The organism is Planococcus wigleyi (assembly GCF_014836985.1).
Classification (GTDB): domain Bacteria; phylum Bacillota; class Bacilli; order Bacillales_A; family Planococcaceae; genus Planococcus; species Planococcus notacanthi.
This window is the reverse complement of the sequence record NZ_JACSPU010000001.1, coordinates 546,617-565,329: the sequence shown is the minus strand read 5'-3', so window position 1 is coordinate 565,329 and position 18,713 is coordinate 546,617. Positions and strand designations below refer to the sequence as shown.

Sequence of the window (18,713 nt, the reverse complement as noted above, 5' to 3'; positions counted from 1 at the left end):
CAATCACCTCTTGATACTTATAATAGCAGATTTAAGAAAAGCGCAAGCAGCCGTTTAGCCCCGACAAGCGCTGGAAGTCTTCCCGGTAATGGCGTTCTTTGCCATTGTCGGGAAGGCTGAAGCGACTCGAGGGGCTGGCTGTTGGAGTCTGGATATCACGAAAAGCGCAAGCAGCCGTTTAGCTCCGACAAGCGCTGGAAGCCTTCCTGGTAATGGCGTTCTTTGCCATTGTCGGGAAGGCTGAAGCGACTCGAGGGGCTGGCTGTTGGAGTCTGGACACTACGAAAAGCGCAACCAAGTAGACAAAAAAGAAATAAGCGACCCGAAGGCCGCTTATTTCAATACTGTTTTGATCCACTTCGCTTTGTTTTTATAAGGCGGGAAGACCAGGTTCGTTGATAATTTAGTTGATTTCTTGAGAATCGATTTGGCATGTGTAAAAGTTTCAAAACTGGATTTTCCGTGGTAGGAATTAACTCCCGATGTACCGATGCCGCCGAATGGCAAATACGAGCTGCCCACATGCGATACCGTATCGTTGATGCAGCCGCCGCCAAATGGCAATTGATCCAGGAAGAACCGGACAGCACGGTCGTTTTCAGAGAACAAGTACGCCGACAAAGGCTTCGGCAATTTACGGATTTGGCGCAACAGCAATGGAAGATCCGTATATGTGATGATCGGCAAAACCGGTCCGAAAATTTCATCTTCCATCGATGGGCTGTCCCAATTGACATTGTCCAAAAGAACCGGTTCGATATACAAATCATCACGGTCCATTTTGCCGCCGTAAATGACGTGATCAGCTTCCTTATTCACAATTTCCGCTAAGCGGTCAAAATGTTGGGTATTGACAATGCGCCCGTAATCTTTGCTTTGCTGCGCATCTTTTCCGTAAAACTTCTGTATCGTCTTCGTTAATTTTTTCAGGAATTCTTCTTTAACCGATTCATGCACACAAATGTAATCAGGCGCTACACAGGTCTGGCCGGTATTCATCAGTTTGCCCCAGGCAATCCGTTTGGCAGCCAGGTCCAAGTTCGCCGTCTGGTCTACAATTGCCGGGCTTTTGCCGCCAAGCTCCAAAGTTATAGGGGTCAAACGTTCCGATGCCGCTTTCATGATGACTTTCCCGACATTGACGCTGCCCGTGAAGAAAATATAATCGAATGAAGCATGGATCAACGCCGTCACTTCTTCACGTTCACCTTCAACCACACGAATGTAATAGGCAGGAAACGTTTCTTCAATAATGGTGCGGATGATTTTCGCCACATGAGGCGTTGCTTCAGATGGCTTGACCATTGCACAGTTTCCGCCGATAATAGCCCCGATCAATGGCTCCATCACCAATTGGAACGGATAGTTGAAAGGACCGATGATCAGGACAGAGCCGTATGGTTCACGGATAACAAAGCTTTTCGACGGCTGAAGATGAATCGGCGTCTTGACTTGTTCAGGCTTCATCCAGTCTTCCAAATTTTTCGCCATGCTGCCGATGCTGTCGAGCACAAAGCCTACTTCGGTTGCATAGGCTTCAAATTCACTTTTGCCCAGGTCTTTCTTCAAAGCTTCAATTACGTCGGTTTCATGGGATTGGATTACGCTTTTCAAGCGATGCAATTGTTCAATCCGAAAGTCCGTTGATTTTGTGGCACCCGTATAGTAATAATCACGTTGTTCTTCAATCATCTGTTCTACGTCATTTGCTGTAAAATTCATTTTCCAACCTCCCTCAAGTGTTTTCATTATACCAATGGAGTTCTTGAATTCAAAAAATGAACACTTATTCAGTCAATAAATAATCGATATAGCGTTGGATGACCAGGCCTTCTTCAAAATTAACCAAAAGAGTCGATTGGCTATCCATTTCTGTGAAAAGTGATGGTACATTTTCAAATCCACTGATCAATCGCCGCTCTTGGCCTTTTTCTGATTCATAAAGATCCGACCAATTCTCCAATGTCAGAACTCCAGTTTCGCCGTATATTTTAAACTGCAAGTTCTCTTGTTGGCCGATGCCGCTGATTCCCGTCAACAAGAACGGAATTTGTTCTTGAGTCAAGCCATGCGCAATCAATCCCGTTTCGCATTTTTCTGCGTCTTCCGGATAGGTGATGTGATGGGAAGTAAACGACAACTCACCGAAAAGACGGTTCATCAATTGAAAATAATGGGGAAAGACTTCACGGACAAAGCCTCCTTGGCTTCTTGAAGCAATCCATGGATTTTGTTGCCACAACCTCGGCCAATCCGGGAAAAATGTCTGGAGCTCGATCCGTACCACTTTTCCAATCTGTCCGTTCTTGATGCGCTTGGCCATTTCGCGGATTTCCGGTTTATACATCAGCGGGAAATGCATGGCCGTCTGCACACGATTGTCTGCAACAGACTTGACCATTGCTTCGCCATCTTCCACGTCATGAGCCAACGGTTTTTCGCAGAGGATATTGATGCCCGCACTGGCTGCCAGTTCAGCGATTTCCGAATGAAAGGCGGGCGGTGTCGCAATATATACCCAATTGATATCTGAATGCAACACGTCCTCTACTGATTTTGCTGCAGGGATTCCATAGGCTTCGCTGATTTCTTCGAGGCGTTCTGCCTGCTGGTCATAGACCATTTTTATTTCCACTTGTTTTTCCTGCTGAAGCTGTTTGATGATGCGTTCACCAACAATTCCTGTTCCAATGATGCCAATTGAAATCATAAAAAATCTCCCCTTTTATGGCCTTTCGGCTTTTTTATGCTCTGTGTTTATCAGTGTAACCTTTAGGGGTATAGAATAGTCAAACAATACCATTACATCCTGAGGAGGAAACAACATGAATGAACAAACGAATTGGTGGGAGCCTATTTTCACAGGACAATTAGAAGTAGGCGTCAATAAAGAAAAGTTAGAAAGCGTTACGGAAGAATCCATTTTATACTATGAAGAAACTTCAAATCAGACGGAGTCAGCTTTTTAATTGCTGAAACTTACACACGACTTTTGCCGCTGCAATACATAGAAAACGCCTTGTTCAATTTACAATTGATCGAGGCGTTTTATTATGCAAATTTCCCGGACAGTTATAGCTGAACCCAAATCCGCAAACCGCTGTCGCATTGCCAGAAAGCCTAATTATCCATATAATAATGGAAACGAAAGCAGGGATCCTATGAAACTAAAACTTATGCTGCTGGCCTTATTCTTTCTTTCAGGATGCGGCATGCTGGAATCGACTGATACATCCGGCACAACCGACCGGATCGATGTGGAAGTGACGCAGGTCATTGATGGCGATACCATAAAAATCATTTATGAAGGCGAAGAAGTCACTGTCCGCTACTTGTTGATGGATACGCCGGAAACCAATCACCCGCGCTTGGGTGAACAGCCTCTTGGCAAAGAAGCGACAGAAGAAAACAAACGGCTGATCGAATCAGGCGATGTCTCGATCGAGTTTGACGTCGGCGACCGTTTTGACGATTATGACCGCTTGCTGGCTTATATCTACGTCGATGGCGAAAGTGTTCAGGAACAGATGCTGGAGTCTGGACTGGCCCGGGTTGCCTATGTCTTCCCTCCAAATACCCGTTACCTGGATGATTTTGAAAAAGCGGAGCAAATCGCCAAAGATGAGGAAGCAGGAATTTGGCAATACGAAAACTATTCCACCGACCGGGGCTTCAATTCAGAAGCATTTGGACAGGAATCTTCCGGAAATGCCCGTCCTTCCACTGAAGAGCCAATAGACGGTGATTGTGAAATCAAAGGAAATATCAACCGCAACGGCAATAAAATCTATCACATGCCGAGTGATTCTTCTTATGAACAAACCAATCCCGAAGAATGGTTCTGTACAGAACAAGAAGCGCAAGACGCCGGTTTCAGAGGGGTTGGACAGTAGGACAACAGTTCTTTATGGGGCCTTCTTCGGGCTGTGTCGTCGATGAAATGCAGCGTATTTTCGCATGCCCTGACAGTGCTCCGGGCGGGACGGATAAAGGGAAATACAGCGCTTATTTTTCTTTTCCAAAAACTATTGACTTTTTCCGTGGACAAGCTATACTTATATTTGTCCTGGAAATTGAGATTCCTTAGCTCAGCTGGGAGAGCGCTACCTTGACAGGGTAGAGGTCGCTGGTTCGAGCCCAGTAGGAATCATATAGTACGATGAAGAACCGCACAGCCATTTAGGCTGCGCGGTTTTTTTGTATCACAAAAAACGGGATGCATAAAGCTCCCGCACCAAATTTGAAATCCTATTCATCTTTATCTTCAACATCAAAACTGCATCAAAAACAGCAAGGCGATCCCCAGTAAGTTCATCCCGTAAAAATAAAAGCCATCTTGAAAACTTATGTGCTCTTCACCAAAAAAATACAAATTCATCCGTTTCATTTTATCATCCTTTTTTGTCACTTTTTTAGGCCATGCCTGCCGGTTTAATCCACCATCACAATCGACACGATTTCATCCACGGGCAGTCTGCGCTGCTTGAATGGATCCTCATAAATCAACATTCGAGTTTTCCCATCAATGCTTTTAATCGTCCCCCTGTGTGCCTCGATGGCACCATCTTTCCAGCAGCGGATGAGAACTTCGCATTGCCGCTTCAGCGCAATCTCCATCTCTTCCTGAATCAACTGCAAGTCGTCTCCGTTCAACTCGGGTTTTGGCACTTGTTCGTCTTTCTCGTACCATTCCCGGATCATTTCGACATGTTCCGGCAGCATCAAGGCTGTCCATTTAATGTTCCCGCGATCTTTAATATCGCCGACTGTCTTTAAATACTTATTGCGTTTCATCGGACCACCCCTATTCTTTGTTGTGTCCGCCGATCAATTTTGTCCGCGCTATGGCGGTGCCCGCCTGTGTGCCCGAGATGCCCCGATAGATAGCCGAATAGCCATACTTTTTCCGGATGGCATCCATGGCACTCCCCAAGCGCCTGTTTTCAAACTTCCTTTCATCGAACAGACTTAACTGCATCGACGACTCTTCTTCCAGATTGCTGATGGACAACGAAATCTGGCGAACCGGTTTATGTTGGAAATGCTCATGAAAAATCTCCTGGCAGACGCGATAAATTTTCAGCGTATCATTCGTTGCTTCGTCAATAGAGCGCGAACGGGAGAATCCGCCGCCGAATACGGACTTGCTGTAAACAACACTCAAGTGAATTGTCCGCCCCATGCGGTGAGCTTTACGCGTACGCATCGCAACATCTTCACACATTTCCAGAATAATCGTCATGATGTCTTTTTCTTCTATGTAATCGCGATATAAAATCTGTCCTTTTCCGTAACTGACCTGTCCCTCCACCAAAGGCGCACCTAAATCCGACAAGTCGATGCCATTGGCGTGTTGGTGGAGTTGATTGCCCATAATCCCAAAGCGCTCCTCCAAAAGAGAGACGTCTGTACAGGCCAAATCTCCAATACAGAAAATCCCCATGCTGTTTAAGGTTTTTTCCATCCGAGAGCCAATGCCCCACATTTTACTGAGAGGCGCCACTGGCCATAACTTTTTCGGCACATCGGCATATGTCCAATTGGCAAAACCCGTTTCTTTCGCCTCCAAATCGAGAGCCAACTTTGCCAGCAGCATATTTGGCCCTCCCCCCACCGAAGAAGGCAGTTTGAAACAGTCCAGCAATTCCTGTTGGATGCGGCGCATTGTCTGTTCAGGAGGCCCCCACAACTTCTCTGTCCCTGTCAGTTCAATAAAACTCTCGTCTACACTGTAAACATGAATCGATTCTTTTGGCACGTAGCTGCCCAACAGCTCAGTAATGGCCATCGATTTTTCCAAATAAAGCTTCATTTTAGGCTCAATCAGCAAAATATCCGGATGGTTCGGAATTTCAAAAAGCCGTGTGCCAGTTCTCACACTAAAACGCTTTTTCATCATAGGCGATGCCGCTAAAACCACACTTCCTTTCCGTTCCTGGTTTCCCACCACTGCAAGACAAACTTCCAACGGATCGAGTCCCAGTTCTACCGCCGAGACGCTGGCATAGAAACTGCACATATCAATACAAAAGATATGACGTTCTGGCAATTCAAGTGCTTTCATCACTCTCACCTCTCGAAAGGGAACGTATGTTCTTATTCTATACCACGATGATCGTAACGGCAATCCTTTTTAAAAAAATAAACTTCTGCCATGCGGTTCACTGGATCTGAACTGCATAGCAAAAGCGATATTCTAAAAAAATCCAACCGTTTCTATGCTTCAACTATAAAAAAGATTTAAAAAAATTGAATGCCCCGCCTTATGGATCATTCAATTTTCTAACAACTTTACATTTGCCGGTATGCGTATTATGATAAGTGCAGTAAAAGATTTGACATCCACCATTCTTATCAGCGCACCGGAAAACAGTTGGAAATTGCTGTTCCGGATTCGCAGGAATCAATGGGTGCCAAACCCACTGCAAGCTTTAGGAACAAAGTTTGCTTTGAAAAAGTCATCGCCTTCGGGTGATGGCTTTTTTCGTTTTTTAGCCAAAAGAAAACCGGCCAGGCATCAGCCCGACCGGTTTTTTCATAGTTTATTATGCTTCTACAGTTTTGGCAGGCTTTTTATCGCGCGCCAGCCACTGGATTCCAAATAGAATAACAAAGGCAATGGCACCAATCGTATCAGACAAGCCCTCCGGATAAATCAAAGCTAATCCGGTTGCAAATGCCAGGATGCGTTCAAGCCAGTTCAGCTTGCGGTACCAATAACCGATCAATCCTGCTCCGATGGCAATCATCCCTGTCAATGCTGTAATCAGTACCCAGATCAGCTCAGGCCAAGTGGTATCGATCATCAGCAGAGCGGGTGACAACACAAACATATACGGAATGATAAACGCGGCGGCCGCCAATTTGGCTGCAATAAAACCAGTCTTGATCGGTTCGCCACCTGAAATCCCTGAAGCTGCAAATGCTGCAAGCGCAACAGGCGGTGTAATATCGGCAATGATCCCAAAGTAGAACACGAATAGATGGGCAGATAAAGCGACCACCAGCGGTACTGCCGCTCCAACCGGCTCATCCATCATCAATAACGTGATAATGGCTGGTGCCGCTATCGTAGAGGTGATGACATAATTGGCAGTTGTCGGTGACCCCATTCCGAGAACAATCGCTGCCAGCATGGTGAAGAACAAGGTCAGCAGGATATTTCCACCTGAAGCTGAAACCAGACCATTTGCCAGACTCAGGCCAAGGCCGGTCTTCACAACGACACCGACGATGATTCCGGCGGCGGCTGTTGCCGCTGCAACAGCTAAAGCCGTTCGTGCCCCATCAACAAGCGCTAAAATGATATCTTTGAAGTTCAAGCGTGTTTCTTTATTAAAAGCACTGACGAAAATCGTCAACAGAATCCCGTAAAGTGCTGCCTGCATGGTTGGAATGCCGATCAACAAGAAAACGATGATGGCGATAATCGGCAGCAAGAGATAAATCTTTTTCAAAACTTCCTTGCGGTTTGGCATTTCTTCAGGCGAAAGGCCTTTCAGTCCAATCCGCTTGGCTTCAAAATGAGTCATGATCCAAACTCCTGTGAAATACAAAAGAGCCGGTATTGCAGCAGCTTTCGCAATTTCCCAGTAGGTAACTCCTCCGATAAACTCCACCATCAGGAAGGCTGCAGCACCCATGATCGGCGGCATCAATTGTCCGCCTGTCGAAGCTGCTGCCTCTACGCCTCCGGCAAATTCCTTCTTATATCCCAGTTTTTTCATCATCGGAATAGTATAGGAACCTGAAGTTACTACGTTGGCTACAGAACTCCCGGAAATGGTCCCCTGCAACGCACTGGAGAAGATGGCCACTTTCGCAGGCCCCCCAGTCAAATGACCGGCCAAGGATACAGCCAAATCATTGAAATACTGTCCGACTCCGGTCTTCACCAGGAACGACCCGAACAACAGGAACGTAAAGATAAAGGTGGCTGAAACGCTGATTGGCGTTCCCAGTATTCCATCTGTGGTATAGAACATGAGCTGGACGATTGAATCCAGATCCTGTCCTCTATGGCGCAGGAAGCTCGGGAAGTAAGGCCCGAAAAAGGCATAGGCCAAAAATAAACTGGCAATGACGGTAATCGGCATACCCACGGCTCGCCGAGTTGCTTCAAGCGTCAGCAGGATCGCTAAAATCCCGACAATCAAATCCAGTTCAGTGACCCGTCCGAGACGGAACACCAAATCGTCGTACATGATCGGCCAGTAGGCAGCTACGCCAATTGAAAGCAGCGCCAGAATATAATCATACCAGGCCACTTTATGCCGGATTCCTTTGCGTTTTCTGGCTGGGAATAATATGAAGATCAAAGATAATGCAAACCCTAAGTGGACAGACCGCTGAATATAAGCAGTATATTGGCCGAAAATAGCGGTATAAAGCTGGAATAAAGAAAAAGCTAATAACCCGAAAAAGACCACATGCTTAATGATTCCGCTTAAATCCCGCGTATTGGATTCAGGATCGTATTTCTGTAGAATTTCCTTCTGTTTTTCTTCCGAGATGTAAGATTCATCTTCCGGCGGAAGCTTTTGCTGTTCGCGTTCTTCTGGAGACAATTTATCGCTCATCAATTCTCACTCCTTGTCTTAGTTGAAAAAGGGATAAGCGTTCTACCCTAAAAGTATACGACTTCCCTCTTTCAAGCGTTTTTTTCAAATCCATCTTCTGTCCTTTTGTACTGAATGATAAACCGGCATCCACATCTCCGACGAACAGCCGAAATTCGGGCAGTTCCCTTGTCATATTCTTGATAAAGTATTTACCGTCCTTTTCGACAAAGGTCTCGCCTTCTCCTGCATTTGAGGGCATGCCGATATTAAAATCTTCATATTCAAGCTCTATCATCATTAAAGCGTTATCCTCGATCACTTTATAACTTTCAATGACTTCTGACAAATGGATCGAATGGGTATAGATCAATTGGAAAAACCGGCTTTTGACCGGCACATAAGCCGTTATTTTTTCAGTCTCGTTATCGATAAACACATAATTCTTCTGGAATGGGGTGAATGCGATTAAGGAGCTGATTAAGATGAGGGCAATCATTAACGGAAGAAACTTCTGTATCCGGGGGAACTGCATCGTCCATTCTCCTCCATCTTGAAAACAAAGAACTGACGGCAGAGCTTTCGCTTTACCGTCAGTTGTTCGCTCATTCAATTACTTTACTTCGTCGAAATACTTCTGTGCTCCAGGGTGGATATCGATTCCGATTCCATCAAGAGCCGTTTCAGCTTTGATCAATTCCGCTTTAGCGTGCTGGATTTGATCTGTGTTTTCATAGATCGCTTTAGTGATGTCGTACACCAAGTCTTCTGAAAGTTCGTTCTGTACCACTAACATAGCCAATACAGAAACAGTCGGAACTTCTTCAGCCAATCCGTAGGTGCCGGATGGTACAACATCATTTGCATAGTAAGGATATTTTTCGATCAATGCATCCGCTTTATCCTGTTCGACAGGTACAATCACTACGTCTGAAGTTGCGCTAAGGCTTTCAACAGCGCCTGTCGGTGTCCCGGCAGTGATGAATGCCGCATCAATTTGTCCTGACTGCAGGCTTTCTTGTGATTCCCCAAAATCAAGATTTTGAGCATCGATGTCTTCCATCGTCATGCCATGGATTTCCAGTAATTGTTCAGCATTAATATAAGTCCCAGATCCAGGGGCACCTACAGAGATTTTCTTCCCAGCCAAGTCATCAAAAGAAGCAATTCCTGAATTTGAAGTTGTGACCAATTGGATGGTTTCCGGGTAAAGCGCACCGATAGCGGAAACGGTATCAATCTTTTCCCCTTCGAACATGTTCGATCCTTCAGCTGCGTAGAAGGCTGTATCCGTTTGAACAAACGCAATCTGCGCCGCTCCATCAGCAAGTGCAGTCATGTTTGCAGCGGAAGCCTGGGAAACTTCAGCAGTGGTGTCCAAGCCCGTTTCATTTTCAACGATCGTAGCCATCGCGCCGCCAAGCGGATAGTATGTTCCTGTTGTTCCGCCCGTCAAGATGCTGAGGAATTCGGGATCAGAAGCCCCGCCACCGCCTTCTCCTTCGGGTTCTGTTGCTGCGTCATCTCCACAGCCTGCCAAAAATACAGATCCTGCAAGAGTTACTGCAGCAAATAAACCAAATTTCTTCTTCAACATAAAGTGACCTCCCCTTTGCTCAATTCGTATTTTGTGTTTCCTTTTCATAATAGCATGTCTTTCTTACTACTTTCAATGCATTTCAGGAAATACAACCGCTTACATAGAGAACATTTAGAAAACTCGAATCAAGTTTCAGCACCTTCTACATGAGTTTCAGGAGTTGTTTCTCCCGGCGCCAGATCTTCAAAAGTCCGCCCCTGTTCTTCAAGGTCACGCGTCCGGTGGGCAATCCGTGCCGATGCACATGCCGCAACACTAGCTACCAGGTCATCCAGGAATGTGTGGACTTGGCCGCCGTATTTCGTATCAAGCTTATGGATAATTCCAGTTTTGTTTTTGTCCAAATGGCCGAATGTGGTTACAGCGATGCTTCCATAAGTCAATACTGCACCTAAACCGATCATTTCATCGACCCCGAAAAGCCCTTCGTCTGCTCCTACGATCTGCTGGAGTGGACGGGATAACTTCCCTTGTTCTGCCAATTCATCCAACTCAATTCCCACAAGCAGGGCGTGCTGCATTTCACGTTTGCGCAAAACACTTTCAACGGATTCCATGCAATGTTCAATTGTCAGTCCTTCATTGAAAGGCAATTGCATATCCAAAACGATTTTAGCTATGTCTTCATTGGTGACGCCTCTTCGCTCCAACGCCTCGTGCGTCGCTTTCGTCACTTCGTCCGAATGTACTCGAAATCTTCCGCCATCCATAATCAAAAACCCCTTCCTTCTATAGTCTTGGTGTTCTTTTCCCATTATACCTTGTCCATCCAGTATGGTACAATTTTCTTACAAACCACTAGAGGAGGCATATAAATGACTACTGGAAAGGTAGAAGATTTATCCATTTACAGCAAGGAACTTCAAGAAGACATGCAATTGCTTGTCTACCTTCCTTCCAATTTTTCACCCTTGTACAAATACACACTGGTCATCGCTTCAGATGGCAAGGATTATTTTCAATTAGGGCGGATTCCGCGTGTCGTAGATGAGTTATTGGCGAATCAGGAAATCGAAAATATCATCGTGGTCGGCGTGCCTTATAAGAGCGTGTCCGACCGCAATAAAAAATACGAACCGACCGGTGAACAGCATGGTGCATACGTGCGCTTTTTAGCACATGAGCTGGTGCCTTTCCTGGATGAAAAATACCCGACCTATCAGGTCGGCATGGGCCGTGCATTGATTGGGGATTCGCTGGCTGCAACAGTATCGCTGATGGCAGCTTTGAAATACCCGAATATATTCGGCCGCGTCATTCTGCAGTCGCCAAAAGTCGGCGAAGACATGCTGAAAGCAGTCGAAGCCTTTAATTCAGCCAATTCTTTCACCGTTTACCACGTCATCGGAAAAGAAGAAACAGCAGTCAAACTGAGCACTGGCGGAACGGAAGATTTTGTTGAACCTAACCGGAAATTAAATAATTTAATGAAAAATAAAGGGTTTTCGATCTTTTATGAAGAATTTGATGGAGACCATACTTGGAAGCATTGGCAGCCAGATTTGCGGCGTGCATTGATTCAGAACTTCGGTATGTAGAAGCTGATGAGGCACCACGACTAACTGGGGGCATTCAGAGAAATGGTCATTACAGACAAGGAGGTCATTAGGATGAAATATGGAGTAGCAGCTTTTCCTTCAAAAAAATTGCAGGATATCGCAAACTCATACAGAAAACGCTATGATCCGCATTATGAACTGATCACCCCTCACATGACATTAAAAGATCCATTTGAGGCGGACGCATCAAAAATAAAAGACGTTGCGGCAGAAATGCAGAACATCGCCAAACGCCATAAACCGTTTAAATTGCACGCGACGCGTGTCAGCACATTTTCTCCGGTCACCAATACTTTGTATTTCAAAGTGGAACCGAATGCTGATATCTCAGCGTTGCATGAAGACTTACATTCCGATTTCTTTGGCGGTATGCCGAAGCATTCTTTCGTACCGCATGTTACGATTGGACAGAAATTGTCTGATACCGAACATGCCGATGTTTTTGCTCAATTGAAGATGGCAGGCATCGACCACGATGAAATTATTGACCGCATTCATTTACTTTATCAATTGGAAGATGGTTCATGGACGGTCTACGAGACATTCCGATTAACTGGAGATGATCAATAAGTGCTGAAAGTAAAAATAACCGAAAACCAATTGGAAAAAGAACAGGCCTTTGATATCCGCAGAAAAGTTTTTGTGGAAGAGCAGAAAGTTCCGGTTCATCTTGAAATGGATGAATACGATGACAGTGCTATTCATTTTGTCGGCTATCAGCTTGAACAGCCGATTGCTGCCGGACGGATGCGGGAAGTAGAAGCAGGCCTCGGCAAAGTCGAACGGGTATGCGTGCTCCCCGAGTACCGTGGACAGCATATCGGTGTCATGATGATGAACGAGATGGAAGAGTATGCACGGACAAACGGGATTTTCAGACTTAAATTGAATGCCCAGACCCACGCTATCTCCTTTTATGAAAATATTGGCTATGAAGTGACATCAGAAGAATTCATGGATGCGGGAATCCCCCACAAATCGATGGAAAAAGTCGTTAACTGATGGTTTTGCAGACATGAAAAAACAGGACGACCGTTAATCTGGTCGCCCTGTTTTTTGTGTTCTTTAAAGGATATGGTATCCGCTGTCTACATGGATGGTTTCCCCTGTAATCCCGCGAGACATGTCGCTGAAGAGGAATGCTGCTGTATCGCCCACTTCTTCCGGTGTAGTGTTGCGGCGCAGTGGCGCTTTTTCTTCGATTTCATGCAAAATCGAATTGAAATCACTGACTCCTTTAGAAGAAAGTGTACGAATCGGACCCGAAGAAATCGCATTGACACGAATGCCATGACGCCCCAGATCTGCTGCTAAATAACGCACCGACATTTCAAGAGAAGCTTTTGCAACGCCCATGACATTGTAATTCGGCATAACGCGCTCGCCGCCGATGTATGTCAAAGCTACAATGCTTCCGCCTTCAGCCATCAATGGCTTGGCGTTTTTGGCAATATTGGTCAATGAGTATGCACTGATGTTTTGTGCCAGCAAGAATCCGTCTCTTGACGTATCCGAAAAATCTCCTGCCAGTTCCTCGTTCTTCGCGAAAGCGATGCAATGCGCAAGACCGTGGATGGTGCCCACCTGTTCCTTAATGGCCGTAAAGCATTCTGCTACAGCTTCGTCATTTGTCACGTCACATGGCAAAATCAGTTCGTGGTTGCCATCCAACGTAGCCACCAAATCACGCACAGATTTTTCAAAGCGCTCACCTGCATAAGTGAAAATCAGGTTAGCTCCCGATTGATCCAACGAACGTGCGATTCCCCAAGCGATGCTCCGCTTGTTGGCTACTCCCATAATGACAAAAGTCTTTCCTTCTAATGATATTGACATGTCCATTCCTCCTGCATCTGTTATTATTACCTGGTACTAATAATACATCACAAAAAAGAAAAGTGCAATTCGCACTTTTCTAAAGGCTGCCTAGGAACGTTGTCGCTAAACCTAAATAAATCAAAATGGAAATGATGTCATTTAAAGTAGTGATAAAGGGTCCTGAAGCGACAGCCGGATCAATCTTCATCCGGTGAATCAATAATGGAATGAACGAACCCGCAAGAGTCGCCACAAAAATAGAGCTGGAAACAGCGGTTCCGACCAATACACCGATCAGCAATTCACCTTTCCAGAAGTACACTAAGCCTACCACTACGATGCCACAGACCACGCCTGTAATCAGACCTGTGCCGGCTTCCCGGAACAACAGCTTGATCTTGCTTTCTTCTTCGATGTCTCCTGTCGCAATCCCACGGACTGCTACGGCCAAAGCTTGAGTTCCGCTGTTCCCTGCCATTCCCGCAATAAGCGGAATAAAGACAGCAAGCAACGCTACCTGATCCAATGTCGCTTCGAACATACCCATGAGGTTAGCCGTCAGCATTCCAAGGAACGTCAATAAAATCAACCAAGGCAGCCGTTTTTTAGCCGCGGTAAAGGATCCTTTGTCAAACGTGTCCATATCCGAGACAGCGGCCAGTTTGGAGTAGTCATCTGATGCTTCTTCTTCCAGCACGTCAATGATGTCATCGACGGTGATGATGCCGAGCAGATGGTGCTGATAATCGACAACCGGCATGGCCAGGAAATCATAATCTTTGATCATCCGTGCCACTTCTTCCTGGTCTTCGCTGACAGAGACACTGACGACCCGGTCATTCATGATGGAGCTGATCAGAGTATCTTCTTCCGCCAGAATCAAATCACGCAACGTCACGATGCCTGAAAGTTTTTGATCATCATCTACCACAAACACATAATAGATGGTTTCCGCATTCGGAGCGGCATTGCGAAGAATGTTCATCGCGGAACGGACAGTGGAGTTTTTCGGGATAGCCACAAACTCCGTCGTCATAATGGAACCTGCAGTATATTCCTCATAATGCAGCAAGTCTTTAATTTGCTGCGCCGAGTCTTTGTCCATAATCGTCAAATAACTGGCGACTTGTTCTTTATTCAATTCGTTTAAGACATCAACCGCGTCATCCGTGTACATATAGGACAAGAGATCAGCGGCATAACTAGCATCCATCTCGCGGAACAAATCTTCGTAATCATCATCGTCCACTTCGATTGCTTCAAAGAGATCTGCCATCTCTTTAGGAGAGAGATACTGATACAGCACTTGCCTAGTGGCGGAATCCGCCTTTTCATAAAAACTTGCCTGGTCGTATGGATGGTGCGATAAAAACTCATCACGGAATTCTTTAACATCTCCGCGGATAAGCAATTCATTGAACAATGCGTCGTTCATTTCCTCATCACGTATAACTTTTTCTTCCATCATGTATACTCCCTCCTTTCGAGGATTGTGTCTGCTTGCTATAGTATTCTATACGCTTCACTATAGAACTGTATAGTAAATTTTTCATTAAAGAGGTGGTTTACTTGAAATACGATATCATCGGCGACATCCATGGCTGCTACCAAGAACTATTGCAGCTCGTCGAACGCTTAGGTTACCAGAAACAGGGCGATGTATTCATCCATCCTGAAAACAGAAAGCTGGCGTTTGTCGGTGATGCGATGGACCGTGGACCAGAGTCGTTGAACGTCCTGCGCCTACTGTTCGCCATGCAGGATGAAGGCATCCTTTACTATTCCCCTGGAAATCATTGCAATAAACTTTTCCGTTTTTTCAAAGGGCATAATGTTCAGCTTGCCCATGGACTGGAAATGACTGTCGCCGAATGGGAACAGTTGCCCAAACAGGAAAGGCAGCAGTTCCGGAAACGCTATATCCATTTCTATGAGCAGCTTCCTCATTATCAGCAGCTTGAACATGATTTGATTGTCGCCCACGCGGGTTTAAAGGCTGAAATGATCGGCAAGCCGCTGAGCAAAGGCATCGCGGTTTTTGTGCTGTATGGTGACATCACAGGCAGATTCCATGCCGACGGGCGCCCTATGCGGCGCGACTGGGCTAAAACATACAAAGGAACGAAGTGGGTGGTCTATGGCCATACGCCGACCGCTGAACCTTATGTCATCAACCGGACCGTTAATATCGATACCGGCTGTGTGTTCGGCGGTGCCTTGACGGCATTTCGCTATCCCGAAAAAGAAATCGTCTCTGTTCCATCTCAGCAGCCCTACCAACCCGACCGTTTTCACATCTACAATTAAACCAATGCCTGCATGTCCTCATTCAACGAAGAACTGAAAAACAATTTCTCTCCGGAAACCGGATGGATCAATTCCAATTCCGTACAGTGAAGCGCCTGGCGGTCCAACCGTTCCCTTTTGCCGCCGTACAAATCATCTCCAACTAAAGGGTGGCCGATATGGGCTAAATGCACACGGATCTGATGGGTCCTTCCAGTATTCAACTGGAGGCTGATATGCGAATAATCGGGAAGCCTTTTAATCACCCGTACTTCGGTTTCCGCAAATTGCCCGTCTTCACGGACTTCCCGTTCAATGATGCTTGTATTTTTCCGTCCAATCGGAGCCGTTATTGTAAATTCGTCCTTTTCTACAAGCCCATGAACCAAGGCCTCATACCGCCGCTTCATCTTCTTCTCCTGCTGCTGCATGGAGATCATATGATGGATGTGGCGGTTTTTTGCAATACAGACAAGGCCGGACGTATCGCGGTCCAACCGTGTGGCAATGTGCAAAGTCGAAGGGATTCCGTGGTCATTAAAGTGCTTGGCTACAATATTGGCCAGGCTTCCAAAGGGATGCTCGCGAGAAGGAATCGTGTTCTGCAAAGGGGGTTTCTCGACAATCAGCAAAGCATCATCCTCGTAGACAATATCCAGGTTCCCGTCTTCTGCCAGCAGGCCCTTGCCATGTTCTTCGTTCGGAAAAATAACGGTCACCGCATCGCCTTTTTCAAGGGGATGCCTGACCGTTACCTCTGCACCATTCACTAAAATTTGTCCGCCGCCATACTTGACGGAAGCCAACGTTCGTTTGGAGATGCCCCATTCTCCCAATGCTTCACGCAGCAGGCTTTGGCTTTCAGCAGTATACGTCAGTTGAAAAGGTTTCATGGCGTTCAATCTGAAAGCTCGCTGTCAATGAAGGAGTCGTGGACACGCTGCCAGAACGGGAATGAACGGAATCTGGCAAAACGGACTTTTTCGCTGGCCACTTTGTATTCGATTGATTTTACATCTTTATGAAGCAATTGCAGATGGTCAACTGTCACCATGAAATCCGGCGCCTTGACCGGGCGTAACGCACATCTGTGATGCGCAGGCAAAACCAATGGTGAACCGACTGTGCGGAAAACCCGGTTATTGATGGAGGCCATCTCCGTCAATTGCATCGCCTGCAAGGACGGATGGATGATCGCCCCGCCAAGCGCTTTGTTGTAGGCCGTACTGCCAGAAGGCGTCGACATGCACAGGCCGTCTCCTCTGAAACGCTCAAAATGGCTTTCATTCAAAAAGACATCCATCACCAATGTGACATCCGGAGATTTCACAGTTGACTCATTCAACGCCAGATAAACAGCCGGCTCATCGAGGTTCTGATAGTGGATGCTAACCTCAAGCAATGGATATTCGATCACTTCATAATCTTTTTTGGCAATCGATAAAACCAATTTTTCGATTTCGATCGGCTTCCAGTCGGCATAAAAACCAAGATGGCCCGTATGTATCCCGACAAAAGCTACATCCGCCAGTTTTTCACTGTATTTATGGAAGGCGTGAAGAAGCGTGCCGTCTCCACCAATCGATAAGACAACATCCGGTGCCTCTTCGTTCCATTCCATCCCAAAGTCCTCCAGGTAATTCTTTGCAGTGGCCATCAATTCATTGGATAATTTGTCCGTTCTCGATATAATATAAAACTTCATCTTTCAGATCGACCTCCTTCTCTGTCGGTTCGGAAATGGGTTCCAGGCGATTCCTTAAATTCAGTAAAATAAGCTTGGGCTTCCTGAATTTCATCCCGGATTTGCGACATTTCCTCGTCCAATTGAAACGCGGCTTCCGCCGCTCGCTGCAGGCGATTCTTTATCTCTTCCGGAAAAACACCTTTATATTTGTAATTCAAGGAATGCTCAATCGAGGCCCAGAAATTCATCGCTAAAGTACGTATTTGGATTTCAGCCAAAATCAGCTGTTCCCCATCAATGGTCTGGACCGGATATTCTACGATGACATGATAAGACCGGTAACCGCTTTGCTTTTCATTGGAAATATAATCTTTTTCTTCAACAATGCGCAGATCCTTGCGTTGTCTGAGCAGACTGACTACCGTTTCGATGTCACCGACAAATTGGCACATCATCCGGATTCCGGCAATGTCCTGCAACTGGTGGGCCAATTGTTCAGAAGGCTCGAACGGGATGCCTTTTTCCAGCGTCTTGTCATAGATACTCGCTAGAGGCTTGACTCGGCCTGTAACAAACTCGATTGGGGAATTTGTATTGCCATTTTCAAATTGGCTGCGCATTCCTTTAAATTTCACTTTCAATTCATCTACGGCTTGTTTATATGGTGCTAAAAATCGATTCCATTGACCCATTTCCGGTCCTCCTCACTTCTCTTTAAGATCTTGAAGCAAGTGCCTCATGAAATGCCTGTTCAACAGCGATGCGGAACGCTTCACCATAATTGTCATTGCCTTCTATATTCTCCACCAGCATCCATAGTTCGTCGTGGAAATTTGCCAAAGGCATAACTTGCTTGCCCCACGTTAAAAGGGGGACGTTTTTAAACTGAAGCGCTTTAGTCAACGCCGGCCATGTATGTATATCAAATTGAACGTATATATAGTCAGTACCCGTATCCAACAAGTAGACAAACGCCTGGTTGTCGGAATCTGTCAGCATTTGGCCAGAAGCTTCAATTGCTTCGACAGGTTCTGTTTCTTCAATAATGAATTCTATTTCATTGTCGTTAATTTCAGTCCTAGATACAGCTACTAATTTATGCAAATTCATACATCCTCTCTGGCTTCCTGATAATGATATTTTAACACAGCTCTGCCATTCGTTGCAGTTTGCGCTAAACTATCCGATAATGAAGTTACTAGAGA

The 18,713-nt window shown here is 45.9% G+C and carries 20 protein-coding genes and 1 tRNA gene; 7 read left to right on the top strand and 14 right to left on the bottom strand.

The window, feature by feature from the left end; genetic code table 11:
* Nucleotides 1-333: 333 nt before the first annotated feature.
* Nucleotides 334-1,722, bottom strand: a complete 1,389-nt coding sequence (locus tag H9630_RS02480) for an aldehyde dehydrogenase (protein ID WP_191713899.1) — start codon at nt 1,720-1,722, stop codon at nt 334-336.
* A gap of 64 nt (nt 1,723-1,786) precedes the next feature.
* The gene (locus H9630_RS02475; RefSeq protein ID WP_191713898.1) at nt 1,787-2,710 is read right to left on the bottom strand and encodes a Gfo/Idh/MocA family protein; all 924 of its coding nucleotides are present in this window, start codon (nt 2,708-2,710) and stop codon (nt 1,787-1,789) included.
* Between the two features lie 115 nt (nt 2,711-2,825).
* On the opposite strand from H9630_RS02475, the gene H9630_RS02470 reads away from it, so the two are divergent.
* From H9630_RS02470 to H9630_RS02460, 3 genes are all read left to right on the top strand, one after another.
* On the top strand, nt 2,826-2,969 hold the full coding sequence (locus H9630_RS02470; protein ID WP_191713897.1) for a hypothetical protein: 144 nt from the start codon (nt 2,826-2,828) through the stop codon (nt 2,967-2,969).
* A 192-nt stretch (nt 2,970-3,161) separates the two neighbouring features.
* Nucleotides 3,162-3,893, top strand: coding sequence for a thermonuclease family protein (locus H9630_RS02465; RefSeq protein ID WP_191713896.1), 732 nt, complete (start codon nt 3,162-3,164; stop codon nt 3,891-3,893).
* Nucleotides 3,894-4,077: 184 nt separating this feature from the next.
* A tRNA-Val gene (locus H9630_RS02460) sits at nt 4,078-4,150 on the top strand.
* Nucleotides 4,151-4,431: 281 nt separating this feature from the next.
* On the opposite strand, the gene H9630_RS02455 is transcribed toward H9630_RS02460, so the two are convergent.
* The 6 genes from H9630_RS02455 to H9630_RS02430 form a co-directional block, all read right to left on the bottom strand.
* Nucleotides 4,432-4,794, bottom strand: coding sequence for a YolD-like family protein (locus H9630_RS02455; RefSeq protein WP_191713895.1), 363 nt, complete (start codon nt 4,792-4,794; stop codon nt 4,432-4,434).
* 10 nt (nt 4,795-4,804) lie between these two features.
* Complete coding sequence (locus H9630_RS02450; RefSeq protein ID WP_191713894.1) at nt 4,805-6,064, bottom strand: Y-family DNA polymerase; 1,260 nt, start codon at nt 6,062-6,064, stop codon at nt 4,805-4,807.
* 481 nt (nt 6,065-6,545) lie between these two features.
* On the bottom strand, nt 6,546-8,579 hold the full coding sequence (locus tag H9630_RS02445; RefSeq protein WP_191713893.1) for a TRAP transporter permease: 2,034 nt from the start codon (nt 8,577-8,579) through the stop codon (nt 6,546-6,548).
* Nucleotides 8,569-9,093: a DUF1850 domain-containing protein gene (locus H9630_RS02440; RefSeq protein WP_191713892.1), complete on the bottom strand. Its 525-nt coding sequence runs from the start codon at nt 9,091-9,093 to the stop codon at nt 8,569-8,571. The genes H9630_RS02445 and H9630_RS02440 overlap by 11 nt, the downstream gene beginning before the upstream one ends.
* 78 nt (nt 9,094-9,171) lie before the next feature.
* On the bottom strand, nt 9,172-10,155 hold the full coding sequence (locus H9630_RS02435; protein ID WP_191713891.1) for a TAXI family TRAP transporter solute-binding subunit: 984 nt from the start codon (nt 10,153-10,155) through the stop codon (nt 9,172-9,174).
* 128 nt (nt 10,156-10,283) lie between these two features.
* Nucleotides 10,284-10,868, bottom strand: coding sequence for a phosphatidylglycerophosphatase A family protein (locus tag H9630_RS02430; protein ID WP_191713890.1), 585 nt, complete (start codon nt 10,866-10,868; stop codon nt 10,284-10,286).
* A 105-nt stretch (nt 10,869-10,973) separates the two neighbouring features.
* On the opposite strand from H9630_RS02430, the gene H9630_RS02425 reads away from it, so the two are divergent.
* From H9630_RS02425 to H9630_RS02415, 3 genes are all read left to right on the top strand, one after another.
* The gene (locus H9630_RS02425) at nt 10,974-11,696 is read left to right on the top strand and encodes an alpha/beta hydrolase (RefSeq protein ID WP_191713889.1); all 723 of its coding nucleotides are present in this window, start codon (nt 10,974-10,976) and stop codon (nt 11,694-11,696) included.
* A 72-nt stretch (nt 11,697-11,768) separates the two neighbouring features.
* Nucleotides 11,769-12,287, top strand: a complete 519-nt coding sequence (locus tag H9630_RS02420) for a YjcG family protein (protein WP_191713888.1) — start codon at nt 11,769-11,771, stop codon at nt 12,285-12,287.
* Nucleotides 12,288-12,719, top strand: a complete 432-nt coding sequence (locus H9630_RS02415; RefSeq protein ID WP_191713887.1) for a GNAT family N-acetyltransferase — start codon at nt 12,288-12,290, stop codon at nt 12,717-12,719.
* A gap of 63 nt (nt 12,720-12,782) precedes the next feature.
* Here H9630_RS02415 and fabI read toward each other — a convergent pair whose 3' ends face one another.
* Nucleotides 12,783-13,553 carry an enoyl-ACP reductase FabI gene (fabI, locus tag H9630_RS02410; RefSeq protein ID WP_191713886.1) on the bottom strand — a complete coding sequence of 257 codons (771 nt, stop codon included), beginning with the start codon at nt 13,551-13,553 and terminating at the stop codon, nt 12,783-12,785.
* Nucleotides 13,554-13,632: 79 nt separating this feature from the next.
* On the bottom strand, nt 13,633-15,003 hold the full coding sequence (mgtE, locus tag H9630_RS02405; protein WP_191713885.1) for a magnesium transporter: 1,371 nt from the start codon (nt 15,001-15,003) through the stop codon (nt 13,633-13,635).
* Nucleotides 15,004-15,104: 101 nt separating this feature from the next.
* Here mgtE and prpE point away from each other — a divergent pair, with 101 nt between their 5' ends.
* Nucleotides 15,105-15,842 carry a bis(5'-nucleosyl)-tetraphosphatase PrpE gene (prpE, locus tag H9630_RS02400; RefSeq protein WP_191713884.1) on the top strand — a complete coding sequence of 246 codons (738 nt, stop codon included), beginning with the start codon at nt 15,105-15,107 and terminating at the stop codon, nt 15,840-15,842.
* On the opposite strand, the gene H9630_RS02395 is transcribed toward prpE, so the two are convergent.
* The 4 genes from H9630_RS02395 to H9630_RS02380 are packed head-to-tail and all read right to left on the bottom strand — an operon-like array spanning nt 15,839 to nt 18,618.
* The gene (locus tag H9630_RS02395; protein ID WP_191714487.1) at nt 15,839-16,714 is read right to left on the bottom strand and encodes an RluA family pseudouridine synthase; all 876 of its coding nucleotides are present in this window, start codon (nt 16,712-16,714) and stop codon (nt 15,839-15,841) included. The two genes, prpE and H9630_RS02395, sit on opposite strands and share 4 nt — an antisense overlap.
* 5 nt (nt 16,715-16,719) lie before the next feature.
* A complete protein-coding gene (locus H9630_RS02390) occupies nt 16,720-17,526 on the bottom strand; it encodes an NAD kinase (protein WP_191713883.1) in 807 nt (268 codons plus the stop codon).
* The gene (locus tag H9630_RS02385) at nt 17,523-18,200 is read right to left on the bottom strand and encodes a GTP pyrophosphokinase (protein ID WP_191713882.1); all 678 of its coding nucleotides are present in this window, start codon (nt 18,198-18,200) and stop codon (nt 17,523-17,525) included. The genes H9630_RS02390 and H9630_RS02385 overlap by 4 nt, the downstream gene beginning before the upstream one ends.
* 22 nt (nt 18,201-18,222) lie before the next feature.
* The gene (locus H9630_RS02380) at nt 18,223-18,618 is read right to left on the bottom strand and encodes a UPF0738 family protein (RefSeq protein ID WP_225218324.1); all 396 of its coding nucleotides are present in this window, start codon (nt 18,616-18,618) and stop codon (nt 18,223-18,225) included.
* Nucleotides 18,619-18,713 lie beyond the last annotated feature (95 nt).